The sequence below is a fragment of the Methylocystis sp. genome (assembly GCF_051062815.1).
Lineage (GTDB): Bacteria > Pseudomonadota > Alphaproteobacteria > Rhizobiales > Beijerinckiaceae > Methylocystis.
This window is the reverse complement of the sequence record NZ_JBPFDU010000006.1, coordinates 1-17,236: the sequence shown is the minus strand read 5'-3', so window position 1 is coordinate 17,236 and position 17,236 is coordinate 1. Positions and strand designations below refer to the sequence as shown.

At 58.0% G+C, this 17,236-nt stretch carries 8 protein-coding genes; 2 read left to right on the top strand and 6 right to left on the bottom strand.

All coding sequences use genetic code 11. The features are described 5' to 3' along the window. The first annotated feature begins 234 nt into the window (after nucleotides 1-234). Nucleotides 235-10,017: an amino acid adenylation domain-containing protein gene (locus tag ACR65W_RS00760; protein WP_434500959.1), complete on the top strand. Its 9,783-nt coding sequence runs from the start codon at nucleotides 235-237 to the stop codon at nucleotides 10,015-10,017. A 155-nt stretch (nucleotides 10,018-10,172) separates the two neighbouring features. Here ACR65W_RS00760 and ACR65W_RS00755 read toward each other — a convergent pair whose 3' ends face one another. Together ACR65W_RS00755 and ACR65W_RS00750 are read right to left on the bottom strand one after the other, a co-directional pair. Then, nucleotides 10,173-11,750, bottom strand: a complete 1,578-nt coding sequence (locus tag ACR65W_RS00755) for a radical SAM protein (RefSeq protein WP_434500960.1) — start codon at nucleotides 11,748-11,750, stop codon at nucleotides 10,173-10,175. Between the two features lie 120 nt (nucleotides 11,751-11,870). Continuing rightward, the gene (locus ACR65W_RS00750) at nucleotides 11,871-12,917 is read right to left on the bottom strand and encodes a hypothetical protein (protein WP_434500961.1); all 1,047 of its coding nucleotides are present in this window, start codon (nucleotides 12,915-12,917) and stop codon (nucleotides 11,871-11,873) included. Nucleotides 12,918-13,116: 199 nt separating this feature from the next. Here ACR65W_RS00750 and ACR65W_RS00745 point away from each other — a divergent pair, with 199 nt between their 5' ends. After that, nucleotides 13,117-14,181: a hypothetical protein gene (locus tag ACR65W_RS00745; protein WP_434500962.1), complete on the top strand. Its 1,065-nt coding sequence runs from the start codon at nucleotides 13,117-13,119 to the stop codon at nucleotides 14,179-14,181. Between the two features lie 338 nt (nucleotides 14,182-14,519). Here the strand turns inward: ACR65W_RS00745 and ACR65W_RS00740 are convergent, their stop codons facing one another. The 4 genes from ACR65W_RS00740 to tnpA form a co-directional block, all read right to left on the bottom strand. Then, a complete protein-coding gene (locus ACR65W_RS00740) occupies nucleotides 14,520-14,753 on the bottom strand; it encodes a hypothetical protein (RefSeq protein ID WP_434500963.1) in 234 nt (77 codons plus the stop codon). A 2-nt stretch (nucleotides 14,754-14,755) separates the two neighbouring features. Next, complete coding sequence (gene tnpC, locus ACR65W_RS00735) at nucleotides 14,756-16,366, bottom strand: IS66 family transposase (protein ID WP_434502178.1); 1,611 nt, start codon at nucleotides 16,364-16,366, stop codon at nucleotides 14,756-14,758. Between the two features lie 82 nt (nucleotides 16,367-16,448). Further along, nucleotides 16,449-16,796 (bottom strand): IS66 family insertion sequence element accessory protein TnpB, encoded by a 348-nt coding sequence (gene tnpB, locus ACR65W_RS00730; protein ID WP_434500965.1) that lies wholly within the window; start codon nucleotides 16,794-16,796, stop codon nucleotides 16,449-16,451. Continuing rightward, nucleotides 16,793-17,170 (bottom strand): IS66-like element accessory protein TnpA, encoded by a 378-nt coding sequence (gene tnpA, locus ACR65W_RS00725; RefSeq protein ID WP_434500966.1) that lies wholly within the window; start codon nucleotides 17,168-17,170, stop codon nucleotides 16,793-16,795. The genes tnpB and tnpA overlap by 4 nt, the downstream gene beginning before the upstream one ends. Nucleotides 17,171-17,236 lie beyond the last annotated feature (66 nt).

Sequence of the window (17,236 nt, the reverse complement as noted above, 5' to 3'; positions counted from 1 at the left end):
CGATCGACAAAATCGCCTCCCATTCCGAGCCGTAGTCCCCCCGGTGCTCCCGCACCATCCGAACCGCGCGATCCCGAACCTCAGGTGAAAAGCTCTTCGACGTCTTCTTCGTTTCCATGGCCCCAATCTCTCAAGAGTTGGAGCCTCCGGCAAACCCGGGGCGGTTCATTCATCTTCTCGCGGTTCCCGCAAAGCCAGTGGAAATCAATCCGAACCTCGAACGCGATCGAGTGATTGAACGAAGACTTCAAACGCAGGATCGTAACGCAGACCGTGTTGCCCCGCGCCGAGACGGCGACCCCGTTATTCTGGCCGCTGCTGGCTTCAGGCCAGATCGTCATGCGCAAGGTCGACAGCTGGGAAACTTTCGCCGATAAGCCCTTCGAGCAGGTCTCGAGCAGGTCATTGACCTCGCCGCTTGATCGGATAACATCATGCCGCCCAAAGACGACGTTGGCAATTTCCAACACGAGTCGCGACAGGACCTACCTGATGAGTGATAGTGAGGAGCGCATCGAGCTCCTGTCACCCAAACAACGCACTCTGTTCTACTCACGATCCGGTACAACCAAGCCGCAGGTGCAGCTGCCCAAACCAATCCTGCGCCGTGATCCGGGTATAGAACCGCCGCTCTCATTCGCACAGCGCCGTCTTTGGTTTCTGCAGCAGCTCGAGCCCCAAAATCCATTCTACAATGAACCACTGCTCGCGATCCGGCTTACCGGTTCGATCGTTATGGCACAGATTCAGCGAGTGTTTGATTCAATCCTAGCTCGTCACGACTCCCTTCGCTCAAGCTTTCCAAGCGTGGCCGGCGTCCCGCGCGTCGTCATATCACCGTCGGTCCACCTTCCCATCACGATGGTCGACCTGTCGTCGTTCGAGGCAAACGAACGAGAGCGTGATTTCACAAGAATCACCCGTAGTGAGGCGCGGCACATTTTCGATCTTTCGCAGGGTCCCTTGATACGTGTAACCCTTGTGCGGATGAGTAGCGATTGCCACGTTCTGCTGGTAGCGATGCACCACATTATATCCGACGGTTGGTCACTCCGGATCTTGATCCGCGAACTTGCATCGCCAGACGTCGGTGCCTTACCTGGTCTGCCCGTTCAGTATTGTGATTATGCCCGCTGGGAACGCGAATTGCTCGACGGCCCACATTTAACGCAGCTGCTGAGCTATTGGAAAAGGCAGTTGCACGATGCTCCGTTTGAACTGACGTTGAAGACAGACAAACCACGGCCACGCGTCCCTTCTTACCGCGGAGGACAGGTCGAATTTATGGCTGATCCGGAGCTGTTGGAGGCACTTCGCGCGATCGCGCATCGTGGCAATTATACGCTCTATATGGTGTTACTTAGCGCGTTCCTTGTGCTGCTTCACCACTACACGCGGCACACCGACATTGTCTTGGGAACCCCTGTGGCGGGTCGCAACCATTCTCATCTGGAAAATCTGATTGGGTTTTTTGTAAACACGCTCGTGCTTCGAGTGGACCTTTCGGGAAATCCGCGGTTTCACGAAATCATGAATCGCGTTCGCGAAAACGTGCTCGATGCTTTTGCCCACAATGAATTGCCTTTTGACCGGCTTGTGGAAGAACTTAACCCTAGACGGGATCCTAGCCGACACCCGCTTTTCCAGGTCATGTTTGTGCACCATAACTTTCGTCCAGACCGCTATGAAGTTGATGGTCTCCTGCTGGAACGCATAGATATCTTCAGTGAAGTTACGAAATTCGATTTGGTTCTTATTACCGACGAAACGGTTCCCGGGAAGTTACAGATTCAACTTGACTATGCCTTCGACCTTTTTGAACCCGCGACTGCGCAGGCGATGCTCGACGATTTTCAGGCGCTGCTGAAGAATATCGCCAGGGAACCGGCAGCACGCCTGAACACGATCCATGTCAAGGTGCCGTTGCGGCCGCAGCAAGAGGATGCAGGTGGGGCGGAGGGATGCGGCTCGCCAACACCAGACGAACCGCGGACCTTTGCCGCGGCTCTCCATAACGTTTGCCGTGATCACCGCATCTCCACTATCGCCTTTATCACCACCGCTCTTCAAATCGCGCTGATGCGTCTTGGTATCGAGGACAAATTTGAATTGCACGCTGCCAAAGACGGCCAATCGAGCTACAAGGGTAGGCGGATCGCCATCGAGGATCGATTGGATACGCACGAGACTTTTGTCGATGCGGCGATCCGTAATGAACGGCTGCTGGTTGAGGGGAGCGATGCTTCTGCCCCACTGGGGGAAGGAACCTGCGAGCGGCCGCCCCTTGGATTCTTGGTCGATGAAATCGATGCAGATTTCGTAAACCGCCTGGAATTGCCGGACGCCTCCGAAATGTCTTTCAGGTCCGTCCTAGTATGCACCCTTGGCCGTGACGATTTCCGGGTGCAATTGAATGAGCGACAGGGAGATCCGAATGCAGCCGGCATGCTCATCAGGCGAACCTTCGTTGCTTTGATCCAAGCAGCTGTACGGGAGCCGCAGACCCGGCTGAGCTACCTACCATTGGTGGACGAGGCGACCCGCAAGCATCTCGTTTCCGATATCAACCGAATATCGCGCGCACCAAATCCCTTGCGGATTGACGAACAGTTTGAGCAGCGGGTCACGTCGCGGCCAGATGCGACGGCGATCGAGTGCGGGTGGGATCGATGGACCTATGCAGAACTCTCGATCAGGTCAAACAAGCTCGCACATCGGCTTCAGCAGCACCGCGTCGGCGAAGATAGCATTGTCGCCTGCCACCTGGAGTCATCCGGAGAAGCGGTCATGGCGGTCCTCGCCGTGCTCAAGGCCGGCGGTGCCTTCTTTCTGGTGAGTCCGAACCAGCCTTCCGAGCGTATACGCATTCTCTTCGAGCAAATACGTCCACAGTTGGTTCTCACGACATCATCCCTCCGCTCAAAGCTGCCGGAAACAGCGATCGAGATTATGTGCCTGGACACCGAGAGTCCCTCGGTGGAGCCAGAACCGGCAACCAAGCTCGGCAACGCCGACTCGCTTGCATTCCTCGCCGTCACCTCGGGTACAACGGGGGAGCCCAAAGTTGCGATGATCTGCCATGCCGGCGTGGTGAATATTACCGCAGCCCATGGGATCTCCCAGACAGCTCGCGTCGCCCACGTGAATTCGTTTGGCTTCGATGGAGCGATCAGTGAAATCTTCATTGCGCTATTGTCTGGTGCAACCCTGGTGATCATCGACCCGGCACGACGCTATGCGGATGAGCTGGTTGAGGAGTTGGAACGCAATCGGATCGATACCCTCATTGCGGTTCCATCGCTGCTTGTGACACTCGCCCCAAGATGGCTCAACCGGCCAGGAATTACCGTATTCTCCGTGGGTGAGCCGTGCCCGCCAAATCTTGCGCGGAGTTGGTCCACCCTCTGCAAATTCTACAATGCATATGGACCCGCAGAGGCCTGCATCTGTTCTCACATGTGGCATGTCCCGGCTGACTGGACACCGGCGGACGGCCCCGTCCCAGTGGGCCGCGTCGTGCCTCACGTCAGTTCGTATATTCTCGACGAGCGCCTCGAGCCGGTCCCGGCGGGGATGATCGGCGAGCTTTTCATAGGAGGGATCGGGGTCGGGCGCGGATACCTTTTTCAAGCGGCCGCAACCGCGGAGCGCTTCCTACCGGATCCGTTTGCCAACCTCCCAGGACAGCGGATGTATCGGAGTGGCGACCTGGCCTCCTACACGAGCGACGGGACAATCGAACTGCACGGACGCCGTGACGAGCAGATCAAGATTCGAGGGATGCGGATCCATCCCGCTGAGATCGAGCGAACGGTTTCGCTGCATCCCTCGGTCGCCGAATTTGTCGTAGTCCCATCGCGCGATGCTGCCGGGGCAGCCTCGCTCACGGCCTATGCAACGGTCACACCGTATTTCACCGTTTCCGAGCTTGATGCGGAACTGCTGGACGGTTGGAAGATGCTGGCCGACGAAGCGCCCTACGAACAGTGCGCCGACGAGGAATTCAATACGACGGGGTGGAGGAGCAGCTATGACGGCACCAATGTGCCTGCGGAAGAAATGCAGGATCTGGTCGAGCAGGCGACGGAGCGCATCCTCCTGCACCACCCCCGCAGGGTTTTGGAAGTAGGTTGTGGAACCGGCCTGCTCCTGTTTCGTATAGCGCCGCTGTGCGAGTCATACTGTGGTGTCGATTTCTCAGGTCCCGCGATTGACAATATCTGCTCGCGGCTTTCGCGACCACCCTGGTTGCCGAACGTAAAGATAGTCCATAAGCGCGCGGATGACCTGAACGATCTGGCCGATGCGACGTTCGACACCGCCATACTCAATTCGGTCATCCAGTACTTCCCCAGCCCCGCGTACCTGCGGTGCGTCATTGAGAGAGCGCTCGATCGCGTCGAAGACGGGGGGATCATTTTTGTCGGCGACGTTCGCCACCTCGGCCTGCTCAATGCCTTTCATTCATCCGTCGCGATACACCGAAGTCGTCCGGGAGACACGATTCAGCATCTCAAGGAGGCCGTTGAACGACGCGTACGCGGCGAGGGCGAGTTGGTCGTCAGTCCCGAATTCTTCTTGGATCTGCAGGCACAGCTGAAGCGCATTCGATATGTCATTGTTCAGCCAAAGCGCGGGCGCTACTGGAACGAGTTCAATCGATTTCGTTACGATGTCGTGCTGCATGTTGGCGGAGATGTCGTTGAGCTTGACGACTTGCCCTGGGTTGACTGGGATGCGTCAGATTTCGATGCCGTAAAATTGAGACGCCACCTTGCTGAGGTCCAACCTGATTGTCTGGCGTTCCGCAATGTGCCCAACGCTCGCCTCGAGCTGGACTTTTGCGGTTTGGCGGCGCTTCAAAACAACGAAGCCGCGACCGTAGCCGAACTTCGATCTTTGCTCGCCTCTCACCGCTCCTATGGGCTTGATCCAGAGTGGTTTTATACATTGGCTGACTCCCTTCCATACGAGGTGGAGCTCAGTTGGCTTTCCAACGCTGATCAGGGGCGGTTTGACGTCATCCTGAGGCGGCGTGGGATCTCCCGAAAACCATTCAAGATGTCCGCGGCACCGGCTTCCGGCACGGTCTGGCCACCCGCATTCACCAATCGCCCGGCCAAGGAAAAATTTGTCGCGAGGGCGGCAGTTGCCCTGCGGCGCTTTGCGAGCGAGAAGCTGCCCACGCATATGGTTCCCACCGAAATCCATGTCGTCGATAAGCTACCCAGGATGCCTAGCGGGAAGCTGGACCGAAGTGGACTGCGTTCCTGGGTCGCCGCGCGAGATAAAGCACCGCGAAATCCTGTCGGACGTGGACCGATTGAGCAAGCCGTTGCCGATATCTGGGGACAGGTGCTCAACCACAGCAACTTCAGTGTGTCGAGCGATTTCTTCGCGGTTGGTGGACATTCGCTGCTGGCAGCTCAGGTCATTGCCCGCATCAACTCTCTGTGCCAATGTGATCTTCCAGTTCGCGCTATCTTTGACGCGCCCACGATAGAGATGCTGGCACAGGTTGTCGTCGCTCAACGCTCCGACACGCGTCCGCCTCAGTTCATGATCGAGCAACGCGACAACAGTGACGAAGAAGTCCTGTCGTACGATCAACGTCGACTATGGTTCCTAGAACAATTGGCTCCCGGAACCTCTCGGTACCACATCCCCATGTCACTAGAATTGACGGGACGGCTGGATAGAGCCGCTCTTGACGACGCTCTCAATCTGATCTGCCAACGCCATGAGCAGCTGCATTCGCGGGTTATCGAGACCAATGGCATTCCTGCCCAGCTGATCGAGCCAAATCTGAGAGTGCCGCTACAGACAATTGACCTCTCCGATCTGCCGAACCAAGAACGCGCTCGCGCTGCAGAGCGCCTGCAGATCGAGTCTTTCACCAAGGTCTTCGATTTCGGCAAGGGGCCTCTCATACGTGGCCTTTTGCTGCGACTAAGCGAGACCGTGCACGTCTTGCATCTCACGGTGCACCACATCGTTGCCGATGGCTGGTCGGTGCTTTTGATGATTCGAGAGTTAGGCGAACTCTACGAGGCGAGAATTCTTGGGCGGCCTCCCAGCCTTAAGGAGCTGCCGTTGCGGTATGCGGACTATATCAGTTGGCAAAAGGAGTGGCTCAAGAGTGAGCGCTTCCATGCCTCCGCTGAGTATTGGATGAAACATCTCGCTGGGCTGTCACCGCTGGAACTGCCGACCGATCGGTTACGAGGACCAGTTCAAACGTATCGCGGGAAGAGGCTTTGCTCTGTGGTCCCGCGAACGCTGCTCAGGCAACTCGACGCGCTCATTGCATCGGAGGGCGTGACTAGGTTCATGCTTTTGGTGTCGGCTTTCCAGGTGCTGCTCTCGCGCTTTACTGGGCAGGTAGACATCGCAATAGGTTCACCAATTGCAAATCGAGAGAATTCCTTGCTCGAGCATCTCGTGGGTTTTTTTGCAAATACCTTAGTTCTTCGTTGCGATCTGTCGAGTTGCCGCACGTTCCGGGATGTGTTGCGCCACGGACGCGAAGTAGCGTTGGCTGCCTATGATCATCAATCTGTGCCGTTCGCAAAGCTGGTCGAGTTGCTCCGCCCTGCACGTCTGCTCAATCGCGAGCCGGTAATCCAGATCTGGTTTTCCTATTTCAGCCTCGATCTCGAAGACATGCAGCTTCCGGAATTGCGCGTGACTTTTCCCGAAGTCCCTTGCGTTGCTGCGGAGTTCGAGCTCTCCCTTTCCGTGCGCGAAACTAAGGAAGGCCTCTCTTGCGCCTGGATCTACAATACTGACCTCTTTGACTCCGAGACCATACGGCAGATAGCAGAATGTTTTACGGCTTTGCTTTCCGGCGTCGCGTGGGATCTGGATGTCCCTATTTCGGCGCTCCCGCTCCTGACCGCTGAGCAAGAGCATACAATCCTGCGCAGCGGCCAAGGCTGCGAAGCGCCGATCCCCGCCTTGCCTATCCATGAACTCATTGAAGCGAAGGCGGCAGCCTTGCCTCACGTCTGCGCGGTTTCGGCTGACGGCGTGAACTTGACCTACGGAGAGTTCAACGGCCTCGCCAACCGTTTAGCTCGCTATCTCCAGCATCTCGGCGTGACTCCGGGCGCACCGATCGGCGTTCTTATGGAGCCGGGCGTGGAGGCGGTGCTAACGATACTCGCCGCGTTGAAGAGCGGCGGCCTGTATGTAGCCCTCGACCCGGCTTTGCCCGATGAGCGCCTTCAGCGCATGCTCACGAGTGCGTCACTATTTGCCGTTGTCACGACGCCAGCGGCAGTACGACCCGACTTGAATGTCCCTCAATACATCGTCTTGAGCCAACAATTATTCTCGCAACTGGACCGTCATGATGCCGGCAATCTCAATACTCCCGTCGGGCCGCGCGATCTCGCTTATTTCGCATTCACGTCCGGATCCACGGGGGTGCCGAAAGGCGTGCCGGTTCAACATCAGGCTCTAGTGAACGTCCTCCTGTCACTCGCGAATGATCTCGCGCTGAATGAAACCACCGTGATGTGTGCGGGGACGTCGATGTCGTTCGACGTCTCCGCACTCGAGTGGTTCTCGCCGTTGCTGCAGGGGGGGGCTGTGGTCGTGGCTTCTCGATCCACAATGCTGGACGCTGAGCTGCTGTCCGCTTTCCTGCAAACGCACAAGGTAACGTTACTGCAAGGCACGCCAACGTTATTTAGGTCGCTCATTGCTGCTGATTGGCTCGGCGGCGGCGCGCTGACGATCCTATGCGGCGGCGAAACACTGCAGCGTGATTTGGCGGATGAATTGTTACGTCGATGCGCGAGGCTCGTCAATTTGTATGGCCCCACCGAGACGACGATATGGTCCACGTGGGAGGATATCCGTCTGGATGGCAAGCCCATTTCCATTGGCCGACCAGTGAACAACACGCGATGCTATGTGCTCGACGCCGAATTGAACATCGTGCCACCGCAGATGATTGGCGAACTCTATATCGGCGGCTGCGGTGTCGCACTGGGGTACCTGTGTCGACCTTCGGAAACAGCGGAGCGGTTCTTGCCGGATCCCTTCTCCGCCTCGTCGGGGGCACGAATGTATCGAACAGGGGATTACGTCCGTCGCCACCGCGACGGGACGTTAATCCATGTTGGACGGGCGGATCGGCAGGTCAAGATCCGCGGCTGCCGCGTGGAGATGGGCGAGATTGAAGCCGTCCTCCGGGAGCACCCCGACGTGCGCCAGGCCGCCGTGGTTTCGGCACCCCATGAATCGGAGGGCAGCAGCTTGACGGCCTACTGGATCTCCGGCCCTGGCGCAGGTCCGTCAGCGGCCGAGCTCCGTCAATTCCTGCGGTCGCGCTTGCCGAGCTACATGATCCCGGCGTCACTGACGAAAGTCCGTTCACTACCCACGACCCAAACCGGCAAGGCCGACAACAAGATGTTGATCTCAGTGGCGGCGACTGCTGAGCAAAGGCCAGTCCGCACCGGTCCACGCTCGCTCGTAGAGAAGGCCGTCGCCCGCATTTGGGCTCTGGTCCTGGAAAAAGATTCGTCCACACTGGGAAGCACGGACGATTTCTTCAATGATCTGGGCGGCCACTCCTTGCTGGCGCTTCAGGTCGTTTCCCTCGTGCGCCGGCTTTTCCGGATCCGGTTGCCGGTACGCAGCCTATTTGAAGCGCCAATGCTGTCGGATTTTGTGCAATATATCGAGGCGGCCAGAGTTAGTGCCGCTGTCCAAATCTCGGCCCACGAGCGGAGCGAAACGCGGCCCTTCAGCCCGTCGCAAAGACGGAATTATGCCTTGGCTTCCAAGGGTTATTGCTTCACACACATCGTGGCTATCGCGCTGCGATTCGTGAACAAAATCGACAAAAAGGCCCTTGGCCTCGGCCTTGAGGCCTTGGTCGCTCAGCACGAAGCTTTACGCATGGCGATTCGACTGACTGACGGAGTGGCATACCAGACCGTGGTGGCTCCCGGGCCGTCTGAGATAATCGAGTTGCACATCTCCGACCTGCCAACCGGCAACAGCGATCTGCTTTGGCCGGCAATCGCTGATGAAGTGCTCAAGCTGATCGATTTGCAGCGCCGCCCGTCGCTGCGGGCAGTGCGCGTCCGTACGCAACTGCCGGGAGAGTGCCTGGTCCTTGTGGCACCACGGATGTTTGTGGACGAGCAATCCATGTGGATCCTTTCGGAGGACCTCGCGGCGATATTGCGCGGGGCCTCCATGGGGCACCTTGAACCACTCTCGATCCAATATCTCGACTATCTTGCCTGGACGGCAGATTGGCGCAACACCAGCGGATACGTCGCCCAACTCGCGTCCTTCGTACGCGGAGTAATCGGCGATATCGGATCGCGATCCAGTTCCAGGGCAGATTACCCGCTAGCCAAAATCTCCGGCCAGTGCGCACGAGAATGGTCGCCGTCCCCTACGCTCTTGATCGTCGCTCGGAAGTTGGCCGAACAAGTGGGCGTAAATCTCACCGAACTGCTGCTCGCCGCATTCCTGGCCGCGTTTCATCAAATCGACGGACGAGACGCGATCCTTGTGGGGCTACGCGCTTCGAACAGAGATTGGCCTGGCTGTGATCGCATTGTTGGTTCGATCGCCGACGACCGCATCTTGTGCATCAGGTTTGCCCAAGAGCTCAGTTTGAGTGAGCTCTCGCGACAGGTATCCGAGGCGACCCTGGATGCTTTTCTTCGACGAGACCTGGCCTCCGCCGACGTCTTGGATCAGTTAGCGCAAGCCAACGCTGGTCGCCGTATCAATGTAACAGTTCTGTTTCAAGTTAGTGAAAATGTTTGCCCCTATGTGGCGCCTGGTGTTGAGGCGAAAGCGCTCTTCATCCGACCGCCGGACGTCGAGTTATCGTTCGTCTTGGACCTGTCCGAGGAAAAGCTACGCGCTACCATTTATTGTGATAAGGCGACGCTTGGTGACGGACAGGTGGATCTGCTGGTGAGGGGTTTGGATCGGATCTTTGCACAGACTGTTGACACCGCTCTTTCAGAGGGTCATTAGCCGGTCAACAGGTCAACAACGTTGTCCGGCCATGGCGAGTCAAGCCTTCCGAAGGCGCATACGATATGATCCCCGTCGTTTCGGGCTGCGCGCAAAATTCGGGCAATGGCATGCTCCACTTTGGCTCGCAGCTTCGTGCCGCGATGAATACCTTTTCACCCGTCCGACGTACCGGCAAAAGCCGGGCTGTCGCCGACCGCGCGTGCCCCTGATTGTTCAACACCGGCGAGCGAGCGAGCGTATTGGCCAGGCAATAGATTCACGGCGGTGTAGACCCTGGCATACTCGAAAAGCGCCATTCTCGTCGCCAGTTCCGCCCCCGGGTTGAGATCGAGCGCCGCGCGGATCCTGTGCATGGCGCGAGATTCCTCGTCTCCCAGCGCCGTCAATCTTTCGATAATGCGCGAAGTTGCCTCGAGCTCTATCGGTCGCATTTGCTCGGGCGTTGCCGGAGGCGGCGCGTTCTGGTTTGGTATGAACTCGCGTATGAACGCGCACATTCGTTGAGCGAAATTCGCCGGTGTGTAAAGGTTCTGAAGGAGCCACATATAGCCTTTCTCAAGACATTCACGTGTCATTTGTTTTGGAACGAGACTAGGAACCCCGGAGAAGCTGGGCCCAATGCGGCCTTCTTTCATCATGCGTTCGTAAAGGGGAGCCGTTTGAATAGGCGTGAGCATACTGATGCCGAGAATCGGAATCGGCGATCTCATCGCGAAGTCGAACTGTTTTTCAAAGACACCCTTGTCATCAGCATCGAAACCGACGACTATTCCGGCCGCTGGCATGATCCCAAGTTTTGGAAGCGTCGAAACAGTTTTCAGGATGTCAGGAACAATGTTCTGCTTCTTCTTCGTTTCCCGTAAGCTGTCAACGTTTATGGATTCGATGCCAATGAACGCATACCTGACTCCGGCCTCTGCAGCTAAGGCAAGCAGTTCGGGGTCACGTGCGAGATCGAGTGAGAACATTGCGGCTAAAGCTACGCCGCCCGATCTTCTGCTGTGGTTCCAATCGCGGATCGCAGTCAATACCTCGTGTGATCTTCGACGATAGACAAGAAAATTGTCGTCCAGGATGGAAACCACTCGATAGCCATAGTTGTAAAGAGCGTCCAGCTCCTGGATGACCTGCGGAATGGTCTTGAATCGCTGCTTTCGGCCAAGTATAACCGGAACATCACAGAATTCGCACTCAAACGGGCAACCCCGCGAGGTTTGCAGCGCACCAAGGAGCACCCGATGATGGGAATAAAGGTCCCATCGCGGTGGGCGAGACGACGCGAGGTCAGGCTGATTACCGTAATACTCGTGCTTAGCTTTGCCGCAGAAAACATCCGTGAACAAAGTGCTAGCAATATCCTCAATTTCTCCCGTTACAAGTACATCGCAATGTGGTTTCAGAAGGTCTTTCATCAAAGGAACGGCAGGCCCGCCAACGATGATGAATTTTCCGCGACGCCTGAAATCATCCGCTATCGCGATCACTCGGTCCTCTTGATAAATGCGGCAAGAAATGCCGACGACAGGAGCGGAATGATCGAAGTTGATCTCGCTCAAATCCTCGTCGCAGATTTCAATGGTAACACCATCGCCTATGACCGTTGCTACCGTGACAATCGAAAGATCAGCTTGATATTTTGCAGACTTGAAGCCAAGGAAAGTAAATACATCCATGCCAAAAGCTGATGGTTCCGGGCACTTCGGACTGATCAAGTAAATCGACCGTTCCATGGCTGCGCTCCCTCCGTCCCGGGCGAAGACCTTAAATCACAATTCTGCAGGGTCTTGGCCCCCCCATGGAGGTCTCGCGCGCACCAACGTCGCCGCCTTCTCTAGCCGCCGCGTTTCCGGTCAATCAATCCCTGCCACCAGCCCGAGCGCATGATCCCACCGCCAGTGGTCGGGGCCATTTTCGAGGTGCACGCCGCCAAGCCAGCGGACGGTATGTCGCTCAAATTCCTCTTCGCGGTTTCCCGCAAGCATCGTGCGCCCCCTCGGTGTAAGCACAAACTTTGTTTTGACCGGCATCGGCTCCTTGGCCGTAACCGGATCCACCCGGAAGGCAACCGCATTCATGAGATTGCTTTCCGATGGGTCCGCGCCGCTGCTCGTTTGAGTGATCAGCGGACTCGGCGACTGAGCAAGTTCGTTCAAATGAGCAATAATCTGTATATCACCGAGCCCGTAACCCCGCGTCCTGGGCTCGGTAAAAAAACGGCCAACGAGTTCGATGATAGAAGCACCTGCCGGACCCATTTCCTCGATGAACTCGAGCAACGAGGTTTCGAGGAAATTGAGCCTGGTTTCTCCTGGAAATCGCTTCATATGCATTTCGAGCCCGCCGCGAAGTTCCGGCCAAGCTGAAAAATCGTGCTGCCTGACGAGCGTTGCCAGCTGAAGCGGATCAGGAGCGCAGTACGCGGCCCAAGCAACCTTGCTTAACTTGAACAATGCGCCGGAAGCTGGTTTACGTTGTGCAAACAGTTCCCGGCTCCGTTCGGCGTTCAACCGGCCAACCGAATCCATGTTCCAAGCGGCGATCGATAGCTTGGTCGAAAATGGCACTCGATCCGCGAGCCACGCGAAGAATTGGAGAAAGTTGATCTGACAAAAGAGGGACTGCTCGAACCAGAAAACGGTCTCGTCGAAATCTGAAATTCTACAAAGCAGCTGTTCTCGCGACGCCTTGTTTTTAAGGTAGCGGTCAGCGGGCACGCGGAAAATTTGCTCAATAACCTGAGCTCGAAACTGCCAATCCGAATCGGACGAAAGCCCATTCGGGACCGGACCTTCCATCATGATGTCGTCAATCGAGTAGATCTTTCCCGCAATGCCGGCCAACATGACCTGCTCGCTCGCGCTCTCTCCACCGACCAGATGCAGTGTACGGTCGACCATTGGTGGCTCCAACCCGTCTGGCGTTACAGCAGCGCCCGCGCCAATAGACGCGAGTGCTGCCGGATGCAAATTCATACCACGCTATGTCATTCTGAACCAAGCCTTGGTACGCTTCTTGGCGTCGCCGAGACTGGATAATGGGCGCCTCAAATGCTAATGGGGGTGGCGGAATTCAGTGAAAGAGCAAGGAGATGGCTGGATGGATGCGGTGCTCGTTTTTCCGCCGCACTGGCCAGCCTTCCAGGTCTACCCTAGCCTTCCCTTGCTTCAGGGTTACCTGAGGAGCCGGGGGCAGGCATCTGAAATACTGGACGCGAACGTTCAGTTTCATAATTACCTTCTCTCAGAAGAATTCCGAGCCAGTGCGCTCACGCGCTTGGAGAGTCGGCCTGCGGCAACGCAGGCCAGTCGTTCGGATCGGCAAGTCAGCATGGCCGTGCGCGATCGACTTGAAAAGGGGGGGCGTGATGCGGCCGTAGTCTTCAGCATGCGCGCGCCCGGCTTCCACCTTGATCATCGCTCGCGTCAGGCTGCGATCAGGACATGGGACTCGTATTTGCAGTTGGTCTCGACCATTTACCCAACTATTTGGTTGAACCACCGTGACTTGACCGTTACGCAGCTCGCACAAAATTTCACTGACATCGTGCGCTTCTGTGAGGATCACGAGGAGAATATCTTTCTTCAGTATTACGCGAGGCGCCTCGCGCAGACACTACAAGCGATGCGACCCAGCGTTGTCGGCATTGCGCTCGTGGGCCCGGCGCAGACGTTGTCGGCATTCACACTTTGCCTGCTGCTGAAGAAAATCCTACCTTCAACACACATTACGCTCGGCGGCCCATACTGTTCGGTAATCTTGGGCCCGCATTCCTCCTTTGCCAACCTCATCGGGGACTCTTTCGACTCTGTCATTGAAGGCCGCGGCGAACTGCCTCTACTCGAGCTGCTCTTGGCGCTACAGGAGTCGCGTCCCCCCGATTCGGTCGCCGCGCTTACGTGCCGCACAACGGATGGCAGATTACGTCGTGGAATTGCCTGCACATTCGTTCCCTCCGAGAGCCGCGCGGATTTCACCGGAATAGATCTCGGCGCGTATTTCTACGACGCACCGATCCCAATGAGGCTCTACGGCACAGCCGGCTTTCATGTTGAACTGACCGGTCTCCCGGAGAGCACTGCCAGAGTGGCGCAGGCCCACAGTGACGGTGACGAAGCAGTCTTGGACAATGCGGCGGCGCTACAGAACTTGACAAGGAACTGACCAGTGCAGACCTGTGTTTCTTGAGGCTTTAGAGGTTCCTTGCGAAGCCGGCAAAGACCACTGACTCAGTCTCCCATGAAGAACTCCCGAGGCACGGCAGAATCATGGTTTCTTGTCCTCTGGCGTTGGTAGCTATCTTGCCGCAGCCAGCGGGCGCGTGTGCTCTGCACGGGGATGGGGCCTAGCCAATGAATATCTCCTGAGGGCACGAAACTTTCATCCTTAGCCCAGCGTGCGCTTCGCCGCCAGACAGCGAGGTCAGAGCGCCGCTTACAGCGACTCCTCGACGACTTGCGGTAGCCATTCGGCGTAGGCCGCGGGGATGAGGGGTTTGGCTCTCAACGCCTCAGAAGCGTCGGGTCATCTTTGTGGATTTTGATCAGGTCGGCGAGCGTCTCGATGCCGAAGTCCGTGAACGCCATGAGCTGTTCGTCGCCAGGACCGTAGACCCAGATCACGCCATCCTCGGTATCCATTTCCATGGCGACGTCGTGCAGCCAGTCGGCGCTCTCGCCGAGATCGGCGGCGACGCGATCGATGGTTGTCACACGGTAAACTTTGTTGACGTGCATGGTCAGGCCGCGATCGCCGGGTCTGCCGCTGCTGCTTGTCGCCAGTTCCACGGCAGCAGTTCATCAAGCCGGTGCGCGGGATGGCCGGCGATGCGCGCGAGGACATCGGCGAGCCATGCCTGCGGATCAACGCCGTTCATTTTCGCCGTCACGATGAGGCTATACATCGCCGCAGCGCGCTGCCCGCCGCGATCGGATCCGCAGAACAGCCATGATTTTCTTCCCAAAGCGATGCCGCGCAGGCCGCGCTCGGCGGCATTATTGGACATGCACACACGTCCGTCATTAAGGAACAGCGTGAAGGCCGCCCAGCGCTTCAGCATGTACTGGATCGCCTTAGCCAGGTCATGCCCGCGCGACAACTTGGCCGCCTGCTCTCGCATGTAGACATGCAGATCGTCGACCAGAGCCCGGCTCGAGGCATGTCGAACCGCAACGCGCTCCTCCGGGCTCTTGCCGTTGATGGAGCGTTCGATTGCAAACAGCGCGTCGATGCGGCGAACGACCTCGATCGCGATCGGCGAGAGAGGTATCTCCTTCTTGCCCGCAGCCTTGCGACGCGCGTTCTCCTCAAGATCGGCCATGGCGAAGAACGGTCGGCGAGCGTGCACCCAACACGCGGCCTCGCGAACAGGTCCCGGTTTTCGGTCCGCTAGATAGAGCTTGTTGTAGCCGTCGTAGGCGTCGGCCTGCAGGATGCCGGCGTATCCCGCCAGATGGGTTTGTGGATGCTCGCCCTTCCGATCGCGCGAGTAGTAAAACATCGCCGCGGGCGGCCCGGCGCCGCCGAACGGCTTGTCATCGCGAACATACACCCAGCACCGCCCGGTGTCGGTCTTGCCTTTCGCCAGCACCGGCACTGTCGTGTCGTCCCCGTGCAACCGCTCGGCCGCCATCACATGGGCTTCGATGAGGCGACGAAGGGGATCGAACGCCGCGCAGACGGCGCCCACCGCGTCGGCCATCGTCGACAGCGCGATCGGCGTGCCTTCCAATGCGTAACGCTCGGCTTGGCGGTTCAGCGGGTGGTGCTGTCCGAACTTCTCGAACACGATCATCGCCAGCAAGCTCGGACCCGCCCATGCGCGTGGTATTGAATGGAACGGCGCCGGCGCCTGGCTGATCTTCTCGCAGTCCCGGCAGGTGAACTTCTCCCGCACCGTCTCGATCACTTTCCACTGACGCGGCTGCGTCTCCAGCGTGCGCGTGACATCTTCGCCGAGCTTGCGCAGGCGCGTGCCTCCACAACATTCGCACGCTGTCGGCGGATCAATCACCACGCGCTCACGAGGCAAGTGATCGGGGAACGTATTGCGCTCGGCGCGCCGGCGCGTAAATCCGCGGACATTAGTCGCCTTGGCGACTGCCTGTTCCGCCGCCAATTCGTCTTCTGTCGCGCTCGCTTCCAGCTCTTCGAACACGAGCGCCAGTTGATCGATCAACCGCGCCGAGCGTTCCGATTTCTGGCCGTAAACCTGACGCTCCAGTTTCGCGATCCGCAGCGTCTGCTGCGCGATCAGCGCCGCATCTTCCGAAGCCTTCGCGCGCGCCACCGCCAGCTCCGCTTTCAGGGCGGCGTTTTCTCGGGCAAGAGCGGCGCGAGCGGCATCCATGAGACGAAGTGAATCATAATTTTCGCGATTTGTGGCGCCCCAAAATGCACGCGCCCCGCATTTTTTCACCAGCGCGTGCAGATTATCCGGCGCTCTTGGGTCGCCATGTCAGTTGTGGATTCCGCCAGTCTATCCCTTCGAGCATATACGCCATCTGCGCCGCCGAGATCGACACCGTGCCGCCTGACGCCGACGGCCAGATGAACTTTCCGCGGTCCAGTCGTTTGGCGTAAAGAGACAGCCCGATGCCGTCGTGCCAGAGGATCTTCGCCAGATCGCCACGCCGGCCCCGGAAGATATAGAGATCGCCGACATAAGGATCGCGCTTCAGACTCTCCTGAACTTGCAGCGCAAGCCCCTGCATGCCGCGCCGCATGTCGGTGTGGCCCGTTGCAATCCATACCCGAACGCCGCTCGGAATCGGGATCATCGCCGCGACAGCGCCTTCAAGACACGCGTCAACGCCGCCGTCTCGACGTCCGACCACACAAGGATACGTTCGCCCTCGGCGAGCACGATCTCAATCTGGCCGCTTGATCCCAGCCCGGATTCTTCCGCCGCTGCCGCAGGAGTAATCGTCACCGGTAGGATCGGCGCGAGTTTCTTCGGCTCGGCGGGCTCCAAGCCGCACTGCCGACGCCAGGTGAAGAGCTGGTTGGCGTTAAGATCGTGCCGTCGCGCGACCTCGGCGATCGAGGCGCCATCTTCCAGGCTCTCGTCGATGATCCGGCGCTTCTCATCAAGGGTCCAGGATCGACGCCTGCGCCCGGGCGCCGCTCCACCATCGTCCTTGCCGTCCGACATCCGCGTAGTGTCCGCTTGTATTAGAAATGGACACGATCACCGCGCCATTCATGCGCAATCTATCCA

Coding starts and splice junctions, on each gene's coding strand:
- ACR65W_RS00755 (WP_434500960.1), bottom strand. CDS start 11,750: ATGGAACGGTCGATTTACTTGATCAGTCCGAAGTGCCCGGAACCATCA.
- ACR65W_RS00750 (WP_434500961.1), bottom strand. CDS start 12,917: ATGGTCGACCGTACACTGCATCTGGTCGGTGGAGAGAGCGCGAGCGAG.
- ACR65W_RS00740 (WP_434500963.1), bottom strand. CDS start 14,753: ATGCACGTCAACAAAGTTTACCGTGTGACAACCATCGATCGCGTCGCC.
- tnpA (WP_434500966.1), bottom strand. CDS start 17,170: ATGTCGGACGGCAAGGACGATGGTGGAGCGGCGCCCGGGCGCAGGCGT.
- ACR65W_RS00745 (WP_434500962.1), top strand. CDS start 13,117: ATGGATGCGGTGCTCGTTTTTCCGCCGCACTGGCCAGCCTTCCAGGTC.
- tnpB (WP_434500965.1), bottom strand. CDS start 16,796: ATGATCCCGATTCCGAGCGGCGTTCGGGTATGGATTGCAACGGGCCAC.
- tnpC (WP_434502178.1), bottom strand. CDS start 16,366: ATGGATGCCGCTCGCGCCGCTCTTGCCCGAGAAAACGCCGCCCTGAAA.